The organism is Methylophilus flavus (assembly GCF_042678905.1).
Lineage (GTDB): Bacteria > Pseudomonadota > Gammaproteobacteria > Burkholderiales > Methylophilaceae > Methylophilus > Methylophilus flavus.
The window spans coordinates 466,817-483,662 of the sequence record NZ_JBHTLN010000001.1; the positions used below are offsets into that span (position 1 = coordinate 466,817).

General features: G+C 48.2%; 14 protein-coding genes. 6 read left to right on the forward strand and 8 right to left on the reverse strand.

Annotation, left to right across the window (positions count from 1 at the left end):
* Position 1: 1 nt before the first annotated feature.
* The 5 genes from ACFQ2T_RS02210 to ACFQ2T_RS02230 are packed head-to-tail and all read left to right on the forward strand — an operon-like array spanning position 2 to position 7,138.
* On the forward strand, positions 2-1,246 hold the full coding sequence (locus ACFQ2T_RS02210) for an NAD(P)/FAD-dependent oxidoreductase (protein WP_379033867.1): 1,245 nt from the start codon (positions 2-4) through the stop codon (positions 1,244-1,246).
* Positions 1,247-1,254: 8 nt separating this feature from the next.
* Positions 1,255-2,082, forward strand: a complete 828-nt coding sequence (locus ACFQ2T_RS02215; RefSeq protein WP_379029887.1) for a DUF1365 domain-containing protein — start codon at positions 1,255-1,257, stop codon at positions 2,080-2,082.
* Complete coding sequence (locus tag ACFQ2T_RS02220; RefSeq protein ID WP_379029890.1) at positions 2,079-3,371, forward strand: class I SAM-dependent methyltransferase; 1,293 nt, start codon at positions 2,079-2,081, stop codon at positions 3,369-3,371. Before ACFQ2T_RS02215 ends, ACFQ2T_RS02220 begins: the two co-directional genes overlap by 4 nt.
* A gap of 39 nt (positions 3,372-3,410) precedes the next feature.
* Complete coding sequence (gene mnmC, locus ACFQ2T_RS02225; RefSeq protein ID WP_379029893.1) at positions 3,411-5,369, forward strand: bifunctional tRNA (5-methylaminomethyl-2-thiouridine)(34)-methyltransferase MnmD/FAD-dependent 5-carboxymethylaminomethyl-2-thiouridine(34) oxidoreductase MnmC; 1,959 nt, start codon at positions 3,411-3,413, stop codon at positions 5,367-5,369.
* A complete protein-coding gene (locus tag ACFQ2T_RS02230; RefSeq protein ID WP_379029896.1) occupies positions 5,366-7,138 on the forward strand; it encodes an O-linked N-acetylglucosamine transferase, SPINDLY family protein in 1,773 nt (590 codons plus the stop codon). The genes mnmC and ACFQ2T_RS02230 overlap by 4 nt, the downstream gene beginning before the upstream one ends.
* 4 nt (positions 7,139-7,142) lie before the next feature.
* Here ACFQ2T_RS02230 and ACFQ2T_RS02235 read toward each other — a convergent pair whose 3' ends face one another.
* Entirely contained in the window at positions 7,143-8,045 is a 903-nt protein-coding gene (locus ACFQ2T_RS02235) for a DMT family transporter (protein ID WP_379029899.1), read from the reverse strand.
* A 15-nt stretch (positions 8,046-8,060) separates the two neighbouring features.
* On the opposite strand from ACFQ2T_RS02235, the gene dapC reads away from it, so the two are divergent.
* Positions 8,061-9,251, forward strand: a complete 1,191-nt coding sequence (gene dapC, locus ACFQ2T_RS02240; RefSeq protein WP_379029901.1) for a succinyldiaminopimelate transaminase — start codon at positions 8,061-8,063, stop codon at positions 9,249-9,251.
* A gap of 69 nt (positions 9,252-9,320) precedes the next feature.
* On the opposite strand, the gene ACFQ2T_RS02245 is transcribed toward dapC, so the two are convergent.
* The 7 genes from ACFQ2T_RS02245 to ACFQ2T_RS02275 all read right to left on the reverse strand — a co-directional run bounded on the left by ACFQ2T_RS02245 (position 9,321) and on the right by ACFQ2T_RS02275 (position 16,825).
* Entirely contained in the window at positions 9,321-9,842 is a 522-nt protein-coding gene (locus tag ACFQ2T_RS02245; RefSeq protein ID WP_379029904.1) for an FxDxF family PEP-CTERM protein, read from the reverse strand.
* Between the two features lie 638 nt (positions 9,843-10,480).
* A complete protein-coding gene (rfbC, locus tag ACFQ2T_RS02250; RefSeq protein ID WP_379029906.1) occupies positions 10,481-11,023 on the reverse strand; it encodes a dTDP-4-dehydrorhamnose 3,5-epimerase in 543 nt (180 codons plus the stop codon).
* Positions 11,023-11,910: a glucose-1-phosphate thymidylyltransferase RfbA gene (rfbA, locus tag ACFQ2T_RS02255; RefSeq protein WP_379029908.1), complete on the reverse strand. Its 888-nt coding sequence runs from the start codon at positions 11,908-11,910 to the stop codon at positions 11,023-11,025. The genes rfbC and rfbA overlap by 1 nt, the downstream gene beginning before the upstream one ends.
* A gap of 8 nt (positions 11,911-11,918) precedes the next feature.
* Entirely contained in the window at positions 11,919-12,806 is an 888-nt protein-coding gene (gene rfbD, locus ACFQ2T_RS02260; protein ID WP_379029911.1) for a dTDP-4-dehydrorhamnose reductase, read from the reverse strand.
* Entirely contained in the window at positions 12,803-13,858 is a 1,056-nt protein-coding gene (gene rfbB / locus ACFQ2T_RS02265; RefSeq protein ID WP_379029913.1) for a dTDP-glucose 4,6-dehydratase, read from the reverse strand. The genes rfbD and rfbB overlap by 4 nt, the downstream gene beginning before the upstream one ends.
* A gap of 119 nt (positions 13,859-13,977) precedes the next feature.
* The gene (locus ACFQ2T_RS02270; RefSeq protein ID WP_379029914.1) at positions 13,978-15,426 is read right to left on the reverse strand and encodes a phosphomannomutase; all 1,449 of its coding nucleotides are present in this window, start codon (positions 15,424-15,426) and stop codon (positions 13,978-13,980) included.
* Entirely contained in the window at positions 15,413-16,825 is a 1,413-nt protein-coding gene (locus tag ACFQ2T_RS02275) for a mannose-1-phosphate guanylyltransferase/mannose-6-phosphate isomerase (protein ID WP_379029916.1), read from the reverse strand. Before ACFQ2T_RS02275 ends, ACFQ2T_RS02270 begins: the two co-directional genes overlap by 14 nt.
* Positions 16,826-16,846 lie beyond the last annotated feature (21 nt).

A 16,846-nucleotide genomic window follows, 5' to 3' on the forward strand; every position in this document is an offset into this window, starting at 1 on the left:
GTTGAATATAGCCATCATCGGCAGTGGTATTGCCGGTAATACGCTTGCCTACCATCTGCATCAAAAACATCAGGTAACGGTGTTTGAAGCCAATGACTATATCGGTGGCCATACGCATACCCACCAGGTGACCATTGCCGGTGAAACCCATCTGGTAGACACCGGATTTATTGTGTTTAACGATAAAACCTATCCTGAATTTGAGCGCATGCTGCGCGCTGCCGATGTTGCCTGGCGTGACAGTGACATGAGCTTTAGCGTACGCAATGAAGTCACCGGTCTGGAATATAACGGTACTTCTATCAACAGCCTGTTCGCGCAAAGGCGAAACTTTTTCTCGCCTGGCTTTTACCGCATGATCCGCGACATTTTGCGCTTTAATAAACAGGCATTGATATTGCTGGCGCCCGGTAATGAAATCACTCTTGGCGATTATTTATTACGAAACGGCTATTCCCCACAGTTTATACGGGATTATATTGTGCCTATGGGCGCTGCCATCTGGTCTACCGATGCCGAGCAAATGTTGCAGTTCCCTGCCCGCTTCTTCGTGCGCTTTTTCCATCACCACGGGATGTTAAGTATTAATGACCGGCCACAGTGGCGCACGATTAAAGGCGGCTCGGCAAATTACCTGGAGAAATTTACTGCCGGTTACCGTAATCGCATTCACCTGAATAGCCCGGTGATATCAGTGCATAGAGACAGTGATGGCGTTACGCTTACCACTGGACAAGGTCAACTACGGTTTGATTATGTGTTTTTTGCCTGCCATAGTGACCAGGCCTTGCGCATTCTTGGCAGTGAAGCGACTGAAACCGAACAGGAGGTTTTGGGTGCCATCCCCTACCAGGACAATACGGTATTCCTGCACACCGACGCGAGCTTGATGCCCAGGCGGAAACTGGCTTGGGCAGCCTGGAACTACCATGTCACCGCCCAGGCTACCGGCAAGGTGCAAGTCACCTACAATATGAATATTCTGCAAGGCATACGCTCTGCGGAACCCTTGCTGGTTACCCTCAATTATACGCAACCGATTGACCCGGCCAGAGTCATCAAGAAACTGCACTACCGCCATCCGTTGTTTACCCTGGCGGGAGCGCAAGCGCAGTTAAGGCATGCCGAGATTAGTGGCCAAAACCGTACCGGTTTTGCAGGTGCATACTGGAAAAATGGTTTTCATGAGGATGGTGTCGTGAGTGCACTGGCTGCCATTCAACACTTTGAGGCGGCATTAAAATGACAGACAGCATGTCCTCGATACCCGGTGAAACATTGCCCAGTGAGAAATCGTTAACTGAAAAACCGGCCAGCGACAAACTGCATAGCGCCATCTATACAGGCTGGATCAGCCATCAACGCCTGCAACCGAAAACGCATGGCTTTCTCTACCAGCTTTTTATGCTTTACCTCGATCTGGAAGAACTGCCTTATTTATTTAAAAATAATAAGTTATGGTCTTATCTTAAACCAAATTGTGCTTACTTCAAGCGACAGGATTACCTGGGTCCAGCAGATCAGCCACTGGATAAATGCGTACGTGACCTGGTGGAAACACACACCGGCCAACGTCCACTAGGTCGAATAGGTTTGCTGACCCATTGCCGCTACTGGGGCGTATGCTTCAACCCGGTCAGTTTTTATTATTGCCATGATAAGCAGGGCGAATTACAGGCGATTGTCAGTCATATCACCAATACGCCCTGGAAAGAGCAATTCGCCTATGTGCATGAGGTCAAACAGGCAACCTCACTGTTATTCAAACTCGACAAGGACTTCCACGTCTCCCCGTTCATGCCTATGGATATTGATTATGAATGGCAGTTCTCAACCCCAGGCGAATCACTCAGCGTGCATATGCAAAACTGGCGGCAGGAACAGGCCATGTTTTTTGCCACCTTAAAGATGGAACGGCAACCCTGGCAGGCCAATACTCTTAATCGCATGCTCTTTAGCTACCCCTGGATGACATTGAAAGTCATCGCTGCCATTTACTGGCAAGCCCTGCGGTTATGGCTCAAAAGAATTCCTTTTCACGCTCACCCAAAACAACCTTCCAAGCTTGGTGATGAATCATGAACTCAATGCCTTCTTCAAAAATACTGCCCCCAGACAACCTGACCAAACCTTTAAAGTCAAAAAGCCGTGCTAAATGGGTAGCAAGCATGGCCAAGTCTCAGGTGTTGCAACGACTTGCCGGGCTGCGGGTTGGCTCCCTTACCATGATTGATGGCGATGAAAGGCACCAGTTTGGTCACGCAAGCGGTACAGCGATTGAGGCAACCATTACCGTGCATGATCCCCGCTTTTATGGCGAAATCGCGTTTGGCGGCAGCATAGGCGCAGGTGAAGCTTATATGCTGGGCTACTGGCAGGCTGATTCCCTGACCAATGTGGTGCGCCTGATGGTGCTTAACCAGTCAGTCATGGATACGCTGGAAGGCGGTTACCAGTATTTGAGTAAACCATTCCTCAAAATCCTCCACTGGTTAAACAGCAATAGTGAAGCAGGCAGCCAGAAAAATATCGCCTCTCACTATGACCTTGGTAACGACTTGTTCAAGCTGTTTCTTGACCCGACCATGATGTATTCATCCGCCATATTTGATGCCCAAGCTGATGCTCACAGCTTGCAGGCCGCTTCTGAACGCAAGCTAAAGGTAATTTGTGAGAAATTACAGCTCTCTGCGACAGACCGTGTGATTGAAATAGGCACTGGATGGGGCGGTTTTGCTATCTATGCCGCCAAACATTATGGTTGCCATGTCACCACCACCACTATCTCAGAGCAACAGTTTCTCCTGGCCAAGGAACGGGTCGCTGCGGAAGGCTTGCAGGATAACATCGTGTTGCTGAAGCAAGATTACCGCCACTTGCAAGGACAATATGACAAGCTGGTTTCGATTGAAATGATAGAAGCGGTTGGTCACCAGTATTACGACACTTATTTCAAAAAAGTCAGCCATTTGCTTAAACCGGATGGCGTGGCCCTGATACAGGCAATTACCATCATGGATCAACGCTATGAAAGCGCTATTCGTTCAGTGGATTTTATTCAGCGTTATATCTTTCCAGGTTCGAACATCCCCTCCAATACCGCCATGCTGGCCAGCATGACGCGAGCCAGTGATTTGCGCCTGGTGGATCTGCAGGATATCGGCCTGCATTACGCCGCTACCTTGCGCATGTGGCGGGAAAACTTCTTCACCCATATCAATGCCGTCAGGCAGTTGGGCTATAGCGACACCTTTATCCGCATGTGGGATTTCTATCTCAGCTATTGTGAAGGAGGCTTTGCCGAATGCGCATTGGGCGATGTGCATTTACTGCTGGCTAAGCCTGGCTACCGTAAGCTTAAGCGGGTGTAGCCGCGCAGCAGTCAGCGGGCATGATAAAATTGCCAGCCTATGACTACCCATGCAGTGTTGGAGTGGCGCGATGGTTTGCCATACTCTACTCAATTTGATGATGTTTATTTTTCTGCCAGCCCGGATCAGCCACAGCATGGCCTGGCTGAAACCCGCCATGTGTTTCTGCAGCATAACGAATTGCCACGACGCTGGCAGGCACTTCCAGTTGATAAAACCAGTCATTTTGTCATTGTTGAAACCGGTTTCGGCAGCGGCCTGAATTTTCTGGCGACCCTGCAACTATGGCGGCAATATGCGCCGGCTGCAGCCCATTTACATTTCCTTAGCATCGAGATCGCGCCCTTTACCCTGCAAGATCTGCAACAGGCGCATACCCACTTTCCCGAGTTGGCCGAGTTTAGCCAGGCGTTGTGCAAGCAGTACCGATTATTGCAGCCAGGCATCAATCAATTAGAGCTAGCAGAATTTTCCACAAGTTTGACCCTGCATATCGCAGATACAGCACAGGTGTTACCTGAACTGAATGTCATGGCCGATGCCTGGTTCCTGGATGGCTTTTCACCATCCAAAAATCCTGACATGTGGCAATCACCCTTGTTTGATTGTATGGCCAGATGCTCACGCCCAGGTACCACTTTTTCTACCTTTACCAGCGCTGGCTTTGTGCGGCGTGGTTTACAGGGAGCAGGCTTTCATGTCGAAAAGAAAACCGGCTATGGTGCCAAACGTGAAATGCTCGCAGGTCAATGGCAATCCACAGCAAATAAGCAACCAGTGACACTTCCCAAAGTGGCGGTGATAGGCGCAGGCATTGCCGGTAGCAGTAGCGCCTGGTTTTTGGCCTCGCTAGGTTGCGAAGTGCATGTGTTCGAGCGTGCTGACAAGATTGCCAACGGTGCTTCAGGTAATCCCCGCGGCATGCTGTATCCGCGCTTGAACGCAGAAAAGCCGATGAATGACCAACTGGCCTTACGCAGCTACAGTTTTAGCTTACGGCACTATGCCAATTTAGGATTAAATCCGGATGGCTTTAAAACCTGCGGATTATTGCAATTAGGCGGCAATACGCGTGAACAAAAGCGCGTGCATAAAGTGGCGGCACGTTATGATCATTTAGGGCTGCTAACGCAGGTAGATGCCACACAAGCCACCACATTGGCTGGTGTGCCATTGGCTTCAGACTGCCTGTATTTTGCTGAGGCTGCCTGGGTAAATCCAAGTGAGGCCTGCCAGGCGATGCTGGCACACAAAAATATTCATGTGCACCTGCAACAAGACATTCATGCTTTATCCCGACAAGAGGCTAGCTGGCAGTTAAGCACAGCCACAGAAACCCATGCCGGATTTGATGCAGTGATTGTGGCGAATGCGGCAGAGGCCGGGAAGTTGCTACCCGACAGTGGCATGTGGCTGAACCCCGTTCGCGGACAGATGGGCATGGTTGCAACGCAAGCCGCCTTGCTGCCCCTGAAAAAGATTCTGTGTGGCGAAGGCTACCTTACACCTGTACATGATGGCATGCATGCCATGGGCGCCACGTTTGCAGCAGGCGACGTCGATACCAGCCTGCGTGAAGAAGACAATCAGTCAAATTTGAATATGATACGCAACTTAAGTCCGCAGTTTGACCAGGCAGAGACGGCAGAAGTGACGTATGCACGGGCTGCAAGCCGCTGCGGCTCACCGGATTATTTGCCTTATGTCGGACCATTGCTTCCAATATCTTCCCTAACAGCCAGCGCGTCACCCGAGTTTGCTGACTTGCCAGTCTCCAAAGGCCTATATGTGCATGTGGCGCATGGTAGCAAAGGCCTGATGACCGCGCCTTATTGCGCTGCTGTGCTGGCAAGGCGATTACTAGGTGATTTTGAACTGCCTTTGCCACAGCTGACAGAAGACACTTTCTGGACAGGCTTGCATCCGCAGCGTCACCTGTTCAAACAACTGGGATGGAAACATCTGTTGAATCCGTTTAATGATCCTATGCCATCATGACGCCAGAAATTAAACAGTTACAGCAGCAATTAGCACGTACGCCGCAGGATCCTGCATTGCATTATGAATTGGGCCGTGGCTACCTGGCGCTCAAGCAAGCTGAACTAGCCCAGCTTTCCTTTTCCAAAGCATTGCAATTGGCCCCGGGGCACCCGCAAATTTTAATGCAACTGGGTAATGCTGCCAGCCAGCTTGGTGATGAAGCGTTGGCAGCCGATTTCTTTAAGCAATCATTACAGCAAGACCCGCAGCAGGCCGATGTGCACTTCAACCTGGCAAATAGCCTGCGCAAACTGGGTTTGAACAGGGAAGCCATACATCATTACCAGCAGGCATTAACCATCAATCCGGCTGATGCCGATACCTGTAACAATTTGGGTAACGCCTACAGGGAAACCGGGCAGCTTGATCTGGCAGTGGCCGCTTATGCGCAGGCACTAAAACTTAACCCTGACTTATTGCATGCCAAAGTACATTGGATACACCAGAAGCAGCATATGGCTGACTGGCAAGGCTTGGACCTGGCTGTTGATGAAGTGCGCACGGCGTTGAAGCAACAGCTGCAAGCACAAATCCCGCCGTTTGCTTTTCTCGCTATGCCCGGTACTACTGATGCAGAGCAACTGCAATGTGCGAGTTTGTGGGCGCAACAGCACTACGGGCACATCCAACCCTTAGCATCGCCTGCTACTCGACTTCCAGGACAGAAAATCAGGCTGGCTTATATCTCTTCAGATTTTCGCAAGCATCCGCTGGCTTATTTGGTAACGGACGTGATTGCCGCCCATGATAGAGACCAGTTTGAGGTGAGCCTATATAGCCAGGCCAAAGATGACAGCTCAATAGAGCGAGAAGCTTTTATCGCGGCAGCCGACCATTGGATTGAGATTGCAAGCCTGAATGATGCAGAGGTTGCCGCACATATGCGCGCCGCCAACATTGATTGCCTGATTGATCTGACCGGCTTTACACAAAATAGCCGCAGCGGTGTGGCGGCTTATCGCCCGGCACGCTGTCATATCAACTGGCTGGGATACCCGGGCAGTATGGGTAAGGTGAATGAGCAATCATTATTTGATTTCATCCTGGTAGATGAAACCCTGCAACAAGGTCATTTTTCCGAGCGAACTGTCGCTTTACCTTGTTACCAGCCGAATAATGCACAGCGCCCTCAGGCTGAGGCTGGTACGCGAGCCCAACACGGCTTGCCTGAACAAGGATTTGTATTTTGCAGCTTTAACCAGAGTTTTAAAATCACCGCCGAAGTATTTGCTTGCTGGATGCGGATTTTGCAGCAGGTGCCGGAAAGCGTGTTGTGGTTACAAGCGTGTAATCCATGGGCGACATCCAATCTTAAACAGACTGCACAGGTTGCAAAAGTAGATCCGGACAGACTGATATTTGCGCCACGTACCAGTGCCCACCTGCATATCGCCAGGCAGGAGCATGCAGACCTGATGCTGGATACTACCCCCTACAATGCGCATACAACGGCCAGCGATGCATTGTGGCAAGGCATCCCCTTGTTAGCGGTCAAAGGCGATACATTTCCCGCACGCGTAAGTGCCAGTCTCTTAAACCATATCGGCCTGGACGAATGTATTTATGAGGATTGGGCGCAGGTGGAAAAGCAGGCCGTTGCACTGGCAAATGATCCGGTCGCTTTAACAGCCCTGAAAGCAAAAGTGGAGAAACAAGCTAAGGTGTTATTTGATCCGCTTACATTTCGCCGCCAGCTTGAGCAGATTTATCGCCAGCTGCTGGAATAACACCTTACTCGTTGCTGTACCAAACCGACAATAATCCGGCTGCAACAATACACAAACCACCTATCATCTCTATCAACGACATCGTTTCATTGGCCAGAAAATAAGCTGCCACCGCAGCGACAATCAGTTCAAACATAAATAACACTGAAGCCTGGATAGCCGGAATTTTGGTGACGCCATATTGCACCAGCAAGGTCGCAGAAGTGATCATCAGCGCGATAAGCAATAGCAAACTCATTGCGTGCATATTGACCGAGCTTATGATGGCAAAACCAGCAAGTCCCTCCTGCCATAGCAGAACGATCACCGATAAAGAAAACACTCCCAGCCAGACCAGCATGGATTTTGCCGCAACGGTAAGATGGGTGGAAAAACGTGTGATGACATTGGTGATCGAGAAACCTATTCCCGCAGATAAGGCCAGCCAGTCCGAAGTGGATTGCGGCCACGGCAAGCCCCACTGGCCGTCCGTAAGCATAAGTTCTGCCCCGATAAGGGATAGAGCAATAGCGATCAGTTGCGGGCGCTGCCAACGCTCATTCAGCCATATTCTTGCCAGCAATAATGTCCATAGCGGCGACAGGTAAAACAACAGCATGACCCGCATCACTTCGCCATCAATAATCGCCAGCACATAAGCCAGATTAGTCCAGCCGGCGACCAGGCTCAGCCAGTAAGCCGATGCCGGGACTTTTACGATATCTGCGTAACGTCGCCAGAATAAAAGCCCGCCTATCAGTAGCGCCAGCCAATAACTCAGCACACTGGATTGCACGCCAGCGAGGCCATTGTCATTCAGTAATCGATATGGGTACCAGATGAGTCCCCAGCTGATCGCGCCGTAAATCAGTGCTGCCAGGGCAAAATATTTTTGCTGATGGGCTTTTTGTTTATGCGCAAGGCTCACTTATAATACAACCCTATGAATCCACATTTAAATTTACTCCAGCCCTACCCTTTTCAGCGTTTGCGTGACTTGTTTGAGGGGCTAACACCTAATCCTGACTTTGCGCCTGTCAATCTATCCATAGGCGAACCCAAACATGCGACGCCAGAAATCATTACCGAAGCATTAAGGGCAAACCTGGCCGGGCTGGCCAGCTATCCTACCACAATCGGTGTGCCCGCCTTACGCGAGGCCATTAATCAATGGTTGCAGAGGCGCTATAAGATTCCTGCACTCAATATCGATAAAGCCATCTTGCCAGTCAATGGCAGCCGAGAAGCCTTGTTTGCTTTTGCACAAGCGGTGATTGACACCAGCGTGTCTGAACAGCCTGTCGTCATCTCGCCCAACCCGTTCTACCAGATTTATGAAGGCGCCGCTTTCCTTGCCGGTGCTATGCCCTACTTTATCAATACCACACCGGAAAATGATTTTGTGATGGACCTTGCGCTGGTGCCGGTGGAAATATTAAAGCGTACACAATTGGTGTTTGTCTGTAGCCCAGGTAACCCTTCAGGCAAGGTGATGGATCTACAGGCCTGGAAAACCCTGTTTGAATTATCAGATCAATACGGTTTTGTGATCGCATCGGATGAATGCTATTCAGAAATTTACTTTGATGAAGCAAATCCGCCTGTGGGAGCTTTGGAAGCGGCACATAAGTTAGGCCGTGATTTTAGCCGCGTGGTGATGTTTAGCTCCCTATCCAAACGTTCAAATGTTCCAGGCATGCGCTCAGGCTTTGTCGCAGGTGATGCAGCCATTGTTGAAAAATTTGCGTTATACCGCACTTATCATGGCTGCGCCATGAATCCAGCGGTGCAGGCAGCCAGCATTGTGGCCTGGAATGATGAGGCACATGTGATTGAAAATCGAAAATTATATAGTGAAAAGTTTAATGCAGTCACGCCATTGCTCAAGCAAGTATGGGCCGAAACTGAGTTTCCTGATGCGGCGTTCTACTTATGGATTAACACACAAAAAGATGACACCGTCATTGCTAGAGAACTTTACCAAGCATTGAATATCACTGTGTTACCTGGCTCATTCCTCGCCCGCGAAGCGCATAACATCAATCCGGGAAAAGGATTTATCAGGATGGCATTGGTAGCGCCCACTAGGGAAACTCTCACGGCCGCCCAACAAATCGTCAATTACTTTAAATAAACAAATACCCTTAAAAACAAAAAAGCCGGATGCATATGCAAACCGGCTTTTTTAATTGCTAGAAAAAACTTAAACGAATTTTCTGCGAGCGATCATACCGATAATGCCCAAGCCCAGGAACATCAAAGCATTAGTTTCTGGTTCTGGAACTGGTATAGCTGTAATACTTACTGTACCACCAAAATTCAAAGCAAGGATGTTTGAAGGAATCAGTGACAAGGAATAGTTACCATTAACCAGGCTGTTAAAAGAGTAGCTTTCAGTTTTCAACAGGATCAGTGGATCAAGTGCAATCTGGCTGATCTCAGTAGCACCTTGTTTCAGGCTGAAATAAGAGTTACCAATATTGATACCAAACAACTGGGTCAGATCAATAGAAATATTAGACTTGTCAGCTGCATTCAGGCTGAAGTTGAAAGTGTCGCCACCATCAAATACAAAACCACCAATGACAATAGTACTGAAATTACCAGTTGCACTTGTAGAATTGGTAATATCACCGAAATTAGTGACTGTAGCAGAAGAGGTCATAGGCAACAGCATTGCAGACCCGATTGCCATGACTGCTAAAGATTTTTTTATATTTAACATATATATCCTTAAGGTAAGTTAATAGAAGAAATAATAAACAACATTTTTAAAACAAAAATTAAACCTGTAGTACTTAACTAACGCAAGCAAGCTCACATACATAAAGCTTAAACTCAATAACTAATTACACTACATGGAAAGCCGAGACATCCTAATAAGTAGGGAAATTTAAAGACTTGTCGCTTGTATGCACTTGTAACTTAGTAGCATTAATGCAACAGTTCACTTTTAAAGTGATTACTTTAGGCTTTCCTCTTTTATAAGTACGATAACTTAAATTCTTTTACAGCGACATTACCCGTTCGGGCTATTCTTCCATTTATTGTCGCTTTAATCACTTTATTTTTTATTAATTAATGCAAAAACCATTCCAGATTCATCAATCTCTATAACCAATTGATTTCATTAAAAATTTATAGGATTTGAGGATTGACAGAAGCGTATTAATTAACTGGTTGCTGCAATTGAAACTTTAACTGGTGCTTATGCACCACTTTCGTGCAATTTTACGCTTTGCATTTTACACAAAAAAAAGAGGCTTATGTGAATTTTTTATTACAACTTATAGAAGCGTTTGTCAAACGCAAAAAGTATTATTTAAATAGCGTTGATTAAAACGATTTCTGACGATAAATGTGCTAGAACTTTTCTGCTTCAACAAAACTTGTCCCAGCCGAATCTTTTGAAGATAATGCAGGCATCTCTTGAATTGGCCAATCGATTTTGATGGTGGGATCATTCCAGGCGATGCATCGCTCATGCTGTGGTGCATAAAAGTCTGTGGTCTTGTATAAAAACTCAGCAGTGTCAGACAGCACTACAAAGCCATGCGCAAATCCTTCTGGCACCCATAGCATTTTTTTATTTTCGTCACTTAATATTTCGCCTACCCATCGCCCAAAGGTGGGTGAATTTGAACGCAGATCTACAGCCACATCGAATACGGCACCTTGCGTGACACGCACCAACTTGCCTTGTGGTTGTTGTATCTGGTAATGCAAACCTCTCAAAACATTTCTTGCGGATTTTGAGTGGTTGTCCTGCACAAACCTTGGGCGTAGCCCGGTAGCTTCAGCAAAAACATTTTCGTTAAAACTTTCATAGAAGAAGCCTCTGGCGTCTCCAAATACCTTGGGCTCAAAAACCAGGACATCAGGAATAGTTGTTTGATGCGCGATCACTAAAATACCTTCTCATTCACAATCTGAATTAGATACTGCCCATAGCTGTTTTTCTTGTAAAGCTCAGCTTGCTTTAACAACGCTTCAGCGTTGATATACCCCATGCGGAATGCAATTTCTTCCGGGCAGGCAATTTTCAGACCCTGACGATTTTCAATGGTTTGAATAAACAGCGATGCCTCCAGCAGAGATTCGTGTGTGCCGGTATCCAGCCAGGCGTGGCCACGGCCCATGACCTCGACATTCAGTTGTTGCTGGGCAAGATAATGTTTGTTGACATCGGTGATTTCCAACTCGCCTCTTGGTGAAGGTTTCAAGTTTGCCGCAATATCACTGACCTGGTTATCGTAAAAATACAAACCTGTCACTGCATAGCGTGATTTTGGCTGGACCGGCTTTTCTTCCAGGCTGATAGCTTTACCCTGCTGGTCGAATTCGACCACACCGTAACGCTCGGGATCATTGACTGGATAAGCGAATACTGTCGCGCCGCTTTCCGAGTGATTAGCCTGTTGCAAAGTTGTCGCCAGGTCGTGACCATAAAAAATATTGTCGCCAAGGACTAGTGCGCTTGGCGAGTTATTGATGAATGATTCACCAATAATAAAGGCCTGTGCCAAGCCGTCCGGTGTAGGCTGCACCGCATATTGAATATTGATGCCCCACTGTGAACCATCACCTAGTAACTGTTCAAACCTGGGTGTATCTTGCGGCGTTGAAATCAGCAGAATATCTTCAACGCCTGACAGCATCAACGTAGTCAGCGGGTAATACACCATGGGTTTGTCATACACAGGGATCAATTGTTTGGAAACCGCCTGCGTGGCCGGATACAGGCGCGTACCGGAGCCTCCTGCAAGAATAATACCTTTTCTATTTTTCGCCATAATTCACCCTATAAAATTTGCTGCAACACATGAGATACGCCATCCTTCCAGTGAGGAAGGCATAACTCAAAAGTGTTCTGGAACAATGTCGTATCAAGCCTGGAGTTCGCCGGACGTTTAGCCGGTACCGGGTAATCTGAAGTAGTGATCGATTTAACCATTTCAGGCGATACTTTCATCGGTCTACCTGCTTTGATCGCTTCTTCTATGACAAATCGGGCATATTCGTGCCAGTTAGTCACACCAGCAGCCACGACATGATACAAACCATAAGGGAATTTTTTATCGCCTTGATGTTTGATACGCCCGACCAATTGCGCTGTCACATCCGCCAGCAGCGCAGCTGAGGTCGGTGCGCCAAACTGATCAGCAACCACGCTCAGCGTTTCACGCTCGCTGGCCAGCTTTAACATGGTTTTTGCGAAATTACCGCCATGTGCACCGACGACCCAACTGGTCCTTATAATCAAGCTTTGAGCACAAGCGGTCAACAGCGCCTGTTCGCCATCCATTTTGGTTTGGCCGTAAACATTTTGCGGATTTGTCTCATCCGCCTCTTTGTAGAATTGCTCGCCCACACCTTCAAATACATAGTCAGTGGAATAATGAAAAACGAATGCGCCAGATTTAGAAGCCTCTTCCCCCATAATGCGCGGCGCATCGACATTGATTTTCTTTGCCAATGCGGCGTCTGATTCAGCTTTATCCACCGCTGTGTAAGCCGCGGGATTGATAATGCCATCTGGCTTAAGCGCTTGAATAAGTGCGCGCAAGGCGGATGCATCTGCTAAATCACAGTCAGATCTGTCGACTGCAATCACTTCCGCCAGCGGTGCCAGGCTGCGTTGCAATTCAAAGCCTACCTGGCCGTTACAACCTGTCAGTAATAGCCTCATTGATACTGCTTTTCTACCCATTGCCGGTACTGGCCGCTGGTAATGTTTTCTACCCAGGAAGGATTATCCAGGTACCACTGCACTGTTTTACGGATACCGGTTTCAAACGTTTCAGCCGGTTTCCAACCCAGCTCTTTTTCAAGACGGGTAGCATCAATCGCATAACGCCTGTCATGTCCGGGGCGGTCTTTGACATAGGTAATCTGCGTGTTGAAAGACAGGCCATCGGCACGTGGCTTCAGCTCATCCAATATGGTGCAAATGGTATTCACCACCTCAATATTCGGTTTCTCGTTCCAGCCGCCTACATTATAGGTTTCACCCAACTGCCCGGCAGACAACACACGGCGGATAGCCGTACAGTGATCTTTCACAAACAGCCAGTCGCGGATCTGTTGTCCATCACCATATATTGGCAGTGGTTTTCCATTTAATGCATTGTGAATCACCAGCGGGATTAATTTCTCGGGAAAGTGGTATGGGCCATAATTATTTGAGCAATTAGTCGTCAGTACCGGCAGGCCATAGGTATGATGATAAGCACGTACCAGATGGTCAGAAGCCGCTTTGGAAGCAGAGTATGGGCTATTAGGCTCGTAACGGTTCTTTTCGTTAAAAGGCGGATTACTCTTTTCTAGAGACCCATACACTTCATCAGTGGAGACATGCAAAAACCTGAAGTCAGCTTTTGCATCCCCTTCCAGCCCAGCCCAGTAGGCACGTACCGCCTCCAGTAAATGGAAAGTGCCGACCACATTGGTTTGAATGAAGTCTTCCGGCCCATGGATAGAGCGGTCTACATGTGACTCAGCAGCAAAATTCAATACCGCTCTCGGTTGATATTCAGCGAGTAATCTTCTGACTAATTCAAAGTCGCCAATATCGCCTTTGACAAAAATATGGCGTTGATCATTGTTAAGCGATGTCAGGTTATCCAGGTTGCCTGCGTAAGTAAGCTTATCCAGATTCACCACAGGCTCATCGGATTGCGCCAGCCAGTCCAATACAAAATTGCTGCCGATAAACCCGGCGCCCCCAGTAACAAAAATCATGTAATCAATAACCTTTTTTAAGTGTTCAGATACCAAAAGGCATATTAGAACGTTTTTGCGATGACGACAATTTTAGTATGGATATTAACCGTCAACCTGATCAGATTTGAAAACCTGGATTATGCAAACTGTTTAAGCTGCGCCATGACGTTGGCCAGCAATGATTGCGCCGCTAATTGACTGGTTTCTTCAACATAACACCTGAACTCAGGTGCATTGCCGGACGGCCGTAAATGCACCACACTGCCAGATTGCAGAGTGGCCCTCAAGCCATCAGTACTGTCTATATGCGACAACGGCTCTGCAAGCTGCAGGGATTGCAACATGTCTGCAGGTTGCTCAGTCCAGTTCGAGAGCAGAGCCTTGCTCTTCTCAGTAGGGAAATCCTGCAGGCGGTCACTGGCGGTAAAGCGCTGCGGCAAGGCAGCCACTAATTGTGATAAGGGCTTGCCTTGCGCTTTCACCTGCGCTAGCAAGGTCACGACAGGCAATACTGCATCGCGTGTGGGTAATGGTTGTAATGAAGGGGCCTGAGGTATATGGCTACCTAACAAAAATCCACCATTCGCCTCAAACCCTGCCACACTGGCTGCACCCTCTTTTTGCAATGCTTGCATACCTGCAATCACAAATGGTGACCCAATGCGGGTACGTGCTACTTTCTGGAAAAAGCCACTGGCTTCAATTGCGGTATTACAGCTAACGGGCACAGCTAAATGTGTGATTTGTAAAGCCTTCGCTGTTAATAGACCCACAATATCGCCACGCAACCAGTTGCCTTGTTCATCACTGATTAATGGCCGGTCGCCATCACCATCGGTAGAAATAATCGCATCTACCTGATATTGCGCTGCCCAATCAAGGCCGCGCTGCGTATCTTCTGCCGACACTGCTTCAGTATCAATCGGCACAAAGATGTCTGACCGTTCCAGGCAGACGACTTCAGCGCCCAGGTCGCTCAACAGGCTATGCAACACATCACGCGCCACACTTGAATGCTGGTAGATGGCCAGCTTTAACCCTGTCAGAGCTTGTTCACCTAATAAATCCTTATACCGCTGGATGTACTCGGCTTTGGCTTGGGGATTTTCTTCAGGCAACGTTGTCACAGTTTCATACAATGTCTGAAGTTCACTTGCCAACATAGAGGATTCATCAGACTTAGTGATTTCACCATCCGGGCGATAGAATTTGAGGCCATTGCGGTCAAAAGGGATATGACTACCGGTGACCATAATCCCCGGAATACTGCGTGTTTGAGCGAATAAGGCCAAGGCAGGCGTGGGGATCGCACCACAAAAAATCACGTCCAGCCCAAGCTGACGCAACATTTTTGCGCATGCTTCGGCAATGCGCGGGCTGCTTGGTCTTAAATCTACAGCAATGGCTACCTGTTTAAAGGCAAACGAACCTTGAACTGTTTTTACAAAAGCTTGTGTGTAAGCAGCACAAACTTCATCTGTCATGGCAGCTACCAGGCCACGTGCGCCACTGGTACCAAATGCCACCCCGCTCTGCTGCATTACAGTTTGTAATACCTGCATATCGGCAACCTTAACTACGGCCATAGGTATCTTCGTAACGCACGATGTCGTCCTCGCCAAGATAGCTGCCTGATTGCACTTCAATCAAATGCAACGGCAATTTACCGGGGTTCTCCAAACGATGTGTGGAACCGATTGGGATGTATGTAGATTCGTTTTCGGTATACAGCTTGGTTACATCATCAATCGTGATCATCGCGGAGCCACTGACGACCACCCAGTGCTCGGCGCGATGATGATGCATTTGCAGAGAAAGCCTTTCGCCAGGTTTCACCATAATACGCTTCACCTGGAAACGCTCGCCTATATCAATGCCTTCGTACCAGCCCCACGGACGATATACACGTGGATGCATTTTATGTTCTGAGCGACCGCTGGCTTTTAAGTGATCAACAATATTTTTTACATCCTGCGCACAATCGCGATGTGCCACAAGAACCGCATCACTGGTTTCCACAATCAGCAAATCCTTGACGCCAACGGCAGCTACGAAACGATTTTCGGCACGAACCAGAGTATTGTTTACATCTTTGAGATAGACATCGCCACGTACTGCATTGCCATTGGCATCCTGCGTTTGCACTTCTTTCAAGGCTGTCCATGAGCCAACATCATTCCAACCCATACTGGCTGGAACTACTGCTGCCAGTTTGGTTTTTTCCATCACCGCATAGTCAATCGAATCCGAAGGTGACTCGGCAAAAGAAGCCTCATGCAAACGCACGAAATCCAGATCTTTATAACTTTGCGCGACAGCTTTGGAGACTGAGTCAACGATTGCAGGTGCATACTGCTTTAACTCTGATAGAAACACGGCTGGTTTAAACAAGAACATGCCGCTATTCCAGTAAAAATTACCGGCATCCATGTACTCTTGCGCGGTTTCCGCATTCGGCTTTTCTACAAAACGAGCCACTTCATAACAATTGTCTGCAAACTTAGAGGCATTATCGGACTGGATGTAACCGTATCCGGTTTCAGGATGTGTTGGTTCGATGCCGAATGTCACCAGTTTCCCCTGCTCTGCTGCCACACTGGCTCGTCGTACGGCGGCCTCAAAAGCGGTTACATCAGTGATCACATGATCCGCAGGCAATACCAGCATCAATACATCCTTATCCTGCAGTGCAATCGCCGCCGCCGCAATGGCTGGCGCCGTATTACGTGCTACGGGTTCGAGCAGAATCGCTTCGGGGCTCAGGTTGATCAGCCGTAACTGCTCAGCCACCAGGAATCTATGGTCGTTGCCGCATACTACGACAGGAGCAGAAACCTCAGCCCAGCTCGAAAGCCGCAACAGTGTTTCCTGCAACATGGTATTTTCAGTCACTAAAGGTAACAACTGCTTTGGAAGTACAGCGCGAGAAAGTGGCCACAAACGCGTACCCGAGCCACCGGAAAGTATCACTGGAACAATTTTCATCTTTATCAACCTTATGCCTAC

What these genes read in the sequence shown, in the direction of transcription:
- mnmC (WP_379029893.1), top strand. Translation starts at nt 3,411, where the DNA reads ATGACTACCCATGCAGTGTTGGAGTGGCGCGATGGTTTGCCATACTCT.
- ACFQ2T_RS02230 (WP_379029896.1), top strand. Translation starts at nt 5,366, where the DNA reads ATGACGCCAGAAATTAAACAGTTACAGCAGCAATTAGCACGTACGCCG.
- rfbD (WP_379029911.1), bottom strand. Translation starts at nt 12,806, where the DNA reads ATGAGGCTATTACTGACAGGTTGTAACGGCCAGGTAGGCTTTGAATTG.
- ACFQ2T_RS02220 (WP_379029890.1), top strand. Translation starts at nt 2,079, where the DNA reads ATGAACTCAATGCCTTCTTCAAAAATACTGCCCCCAGACAACCTGACC.
- rfbB (WP_379029913.1), bottom strand. Translation starts at nt 13,858, where the DNA reads ATGATTTTTGTTACTGGGGGCGCCGGGTTTATCGGCAGCAATTTTGTA.
- dapC (WP_379029901.1), top strand. Translation starts at nt 8,061, where the DNA reads ATGAATCCACATTTAAATTTACTCCAGCCCTACCCTTTTCAGCGTTTG.
- ACFQ2T_RS02215 (WP_379029887.1), top strand. Translation starts at nt 1,255, where the DNA reads ATGTCCTCGATACCCGGTGAAACATTGCCCAGTGAGAAATCGTTAACT.
- rfbA (WP_379029908.1), bottom strand. Translation starts at nt 11,910, where the DNA reads ATGGCGAAAAATAGAAAAGGTATTATTCTTGCAGGAGGCTCCGGTACG.
- ACFQ2T_RS02245 (WP_379029904.1), bottom strand. Translation starts at nt 9,842, where the DNA reads ATGTTAAATATAAAAAAATCTTTAGCAGTCATGGCAATCGGGTCTGCA.
- ACFQ2T_RS02275 (WP_379029916.1), bottom strand. Translation starts at nt 16,825, where the DNA reads ATGAAAATTGTTCCAGTGATACTTTCCGGTGGCTCGGGTACGCGTTTG.
- ACFQ2T_RS02270 (WP_379029914.1), bottom strand. Translation starts at nt 15,426, where the DNA reads ATGGCCGTAGTTAAGGTTGCCGATATGCAGGTATTACAAACTGTAATG.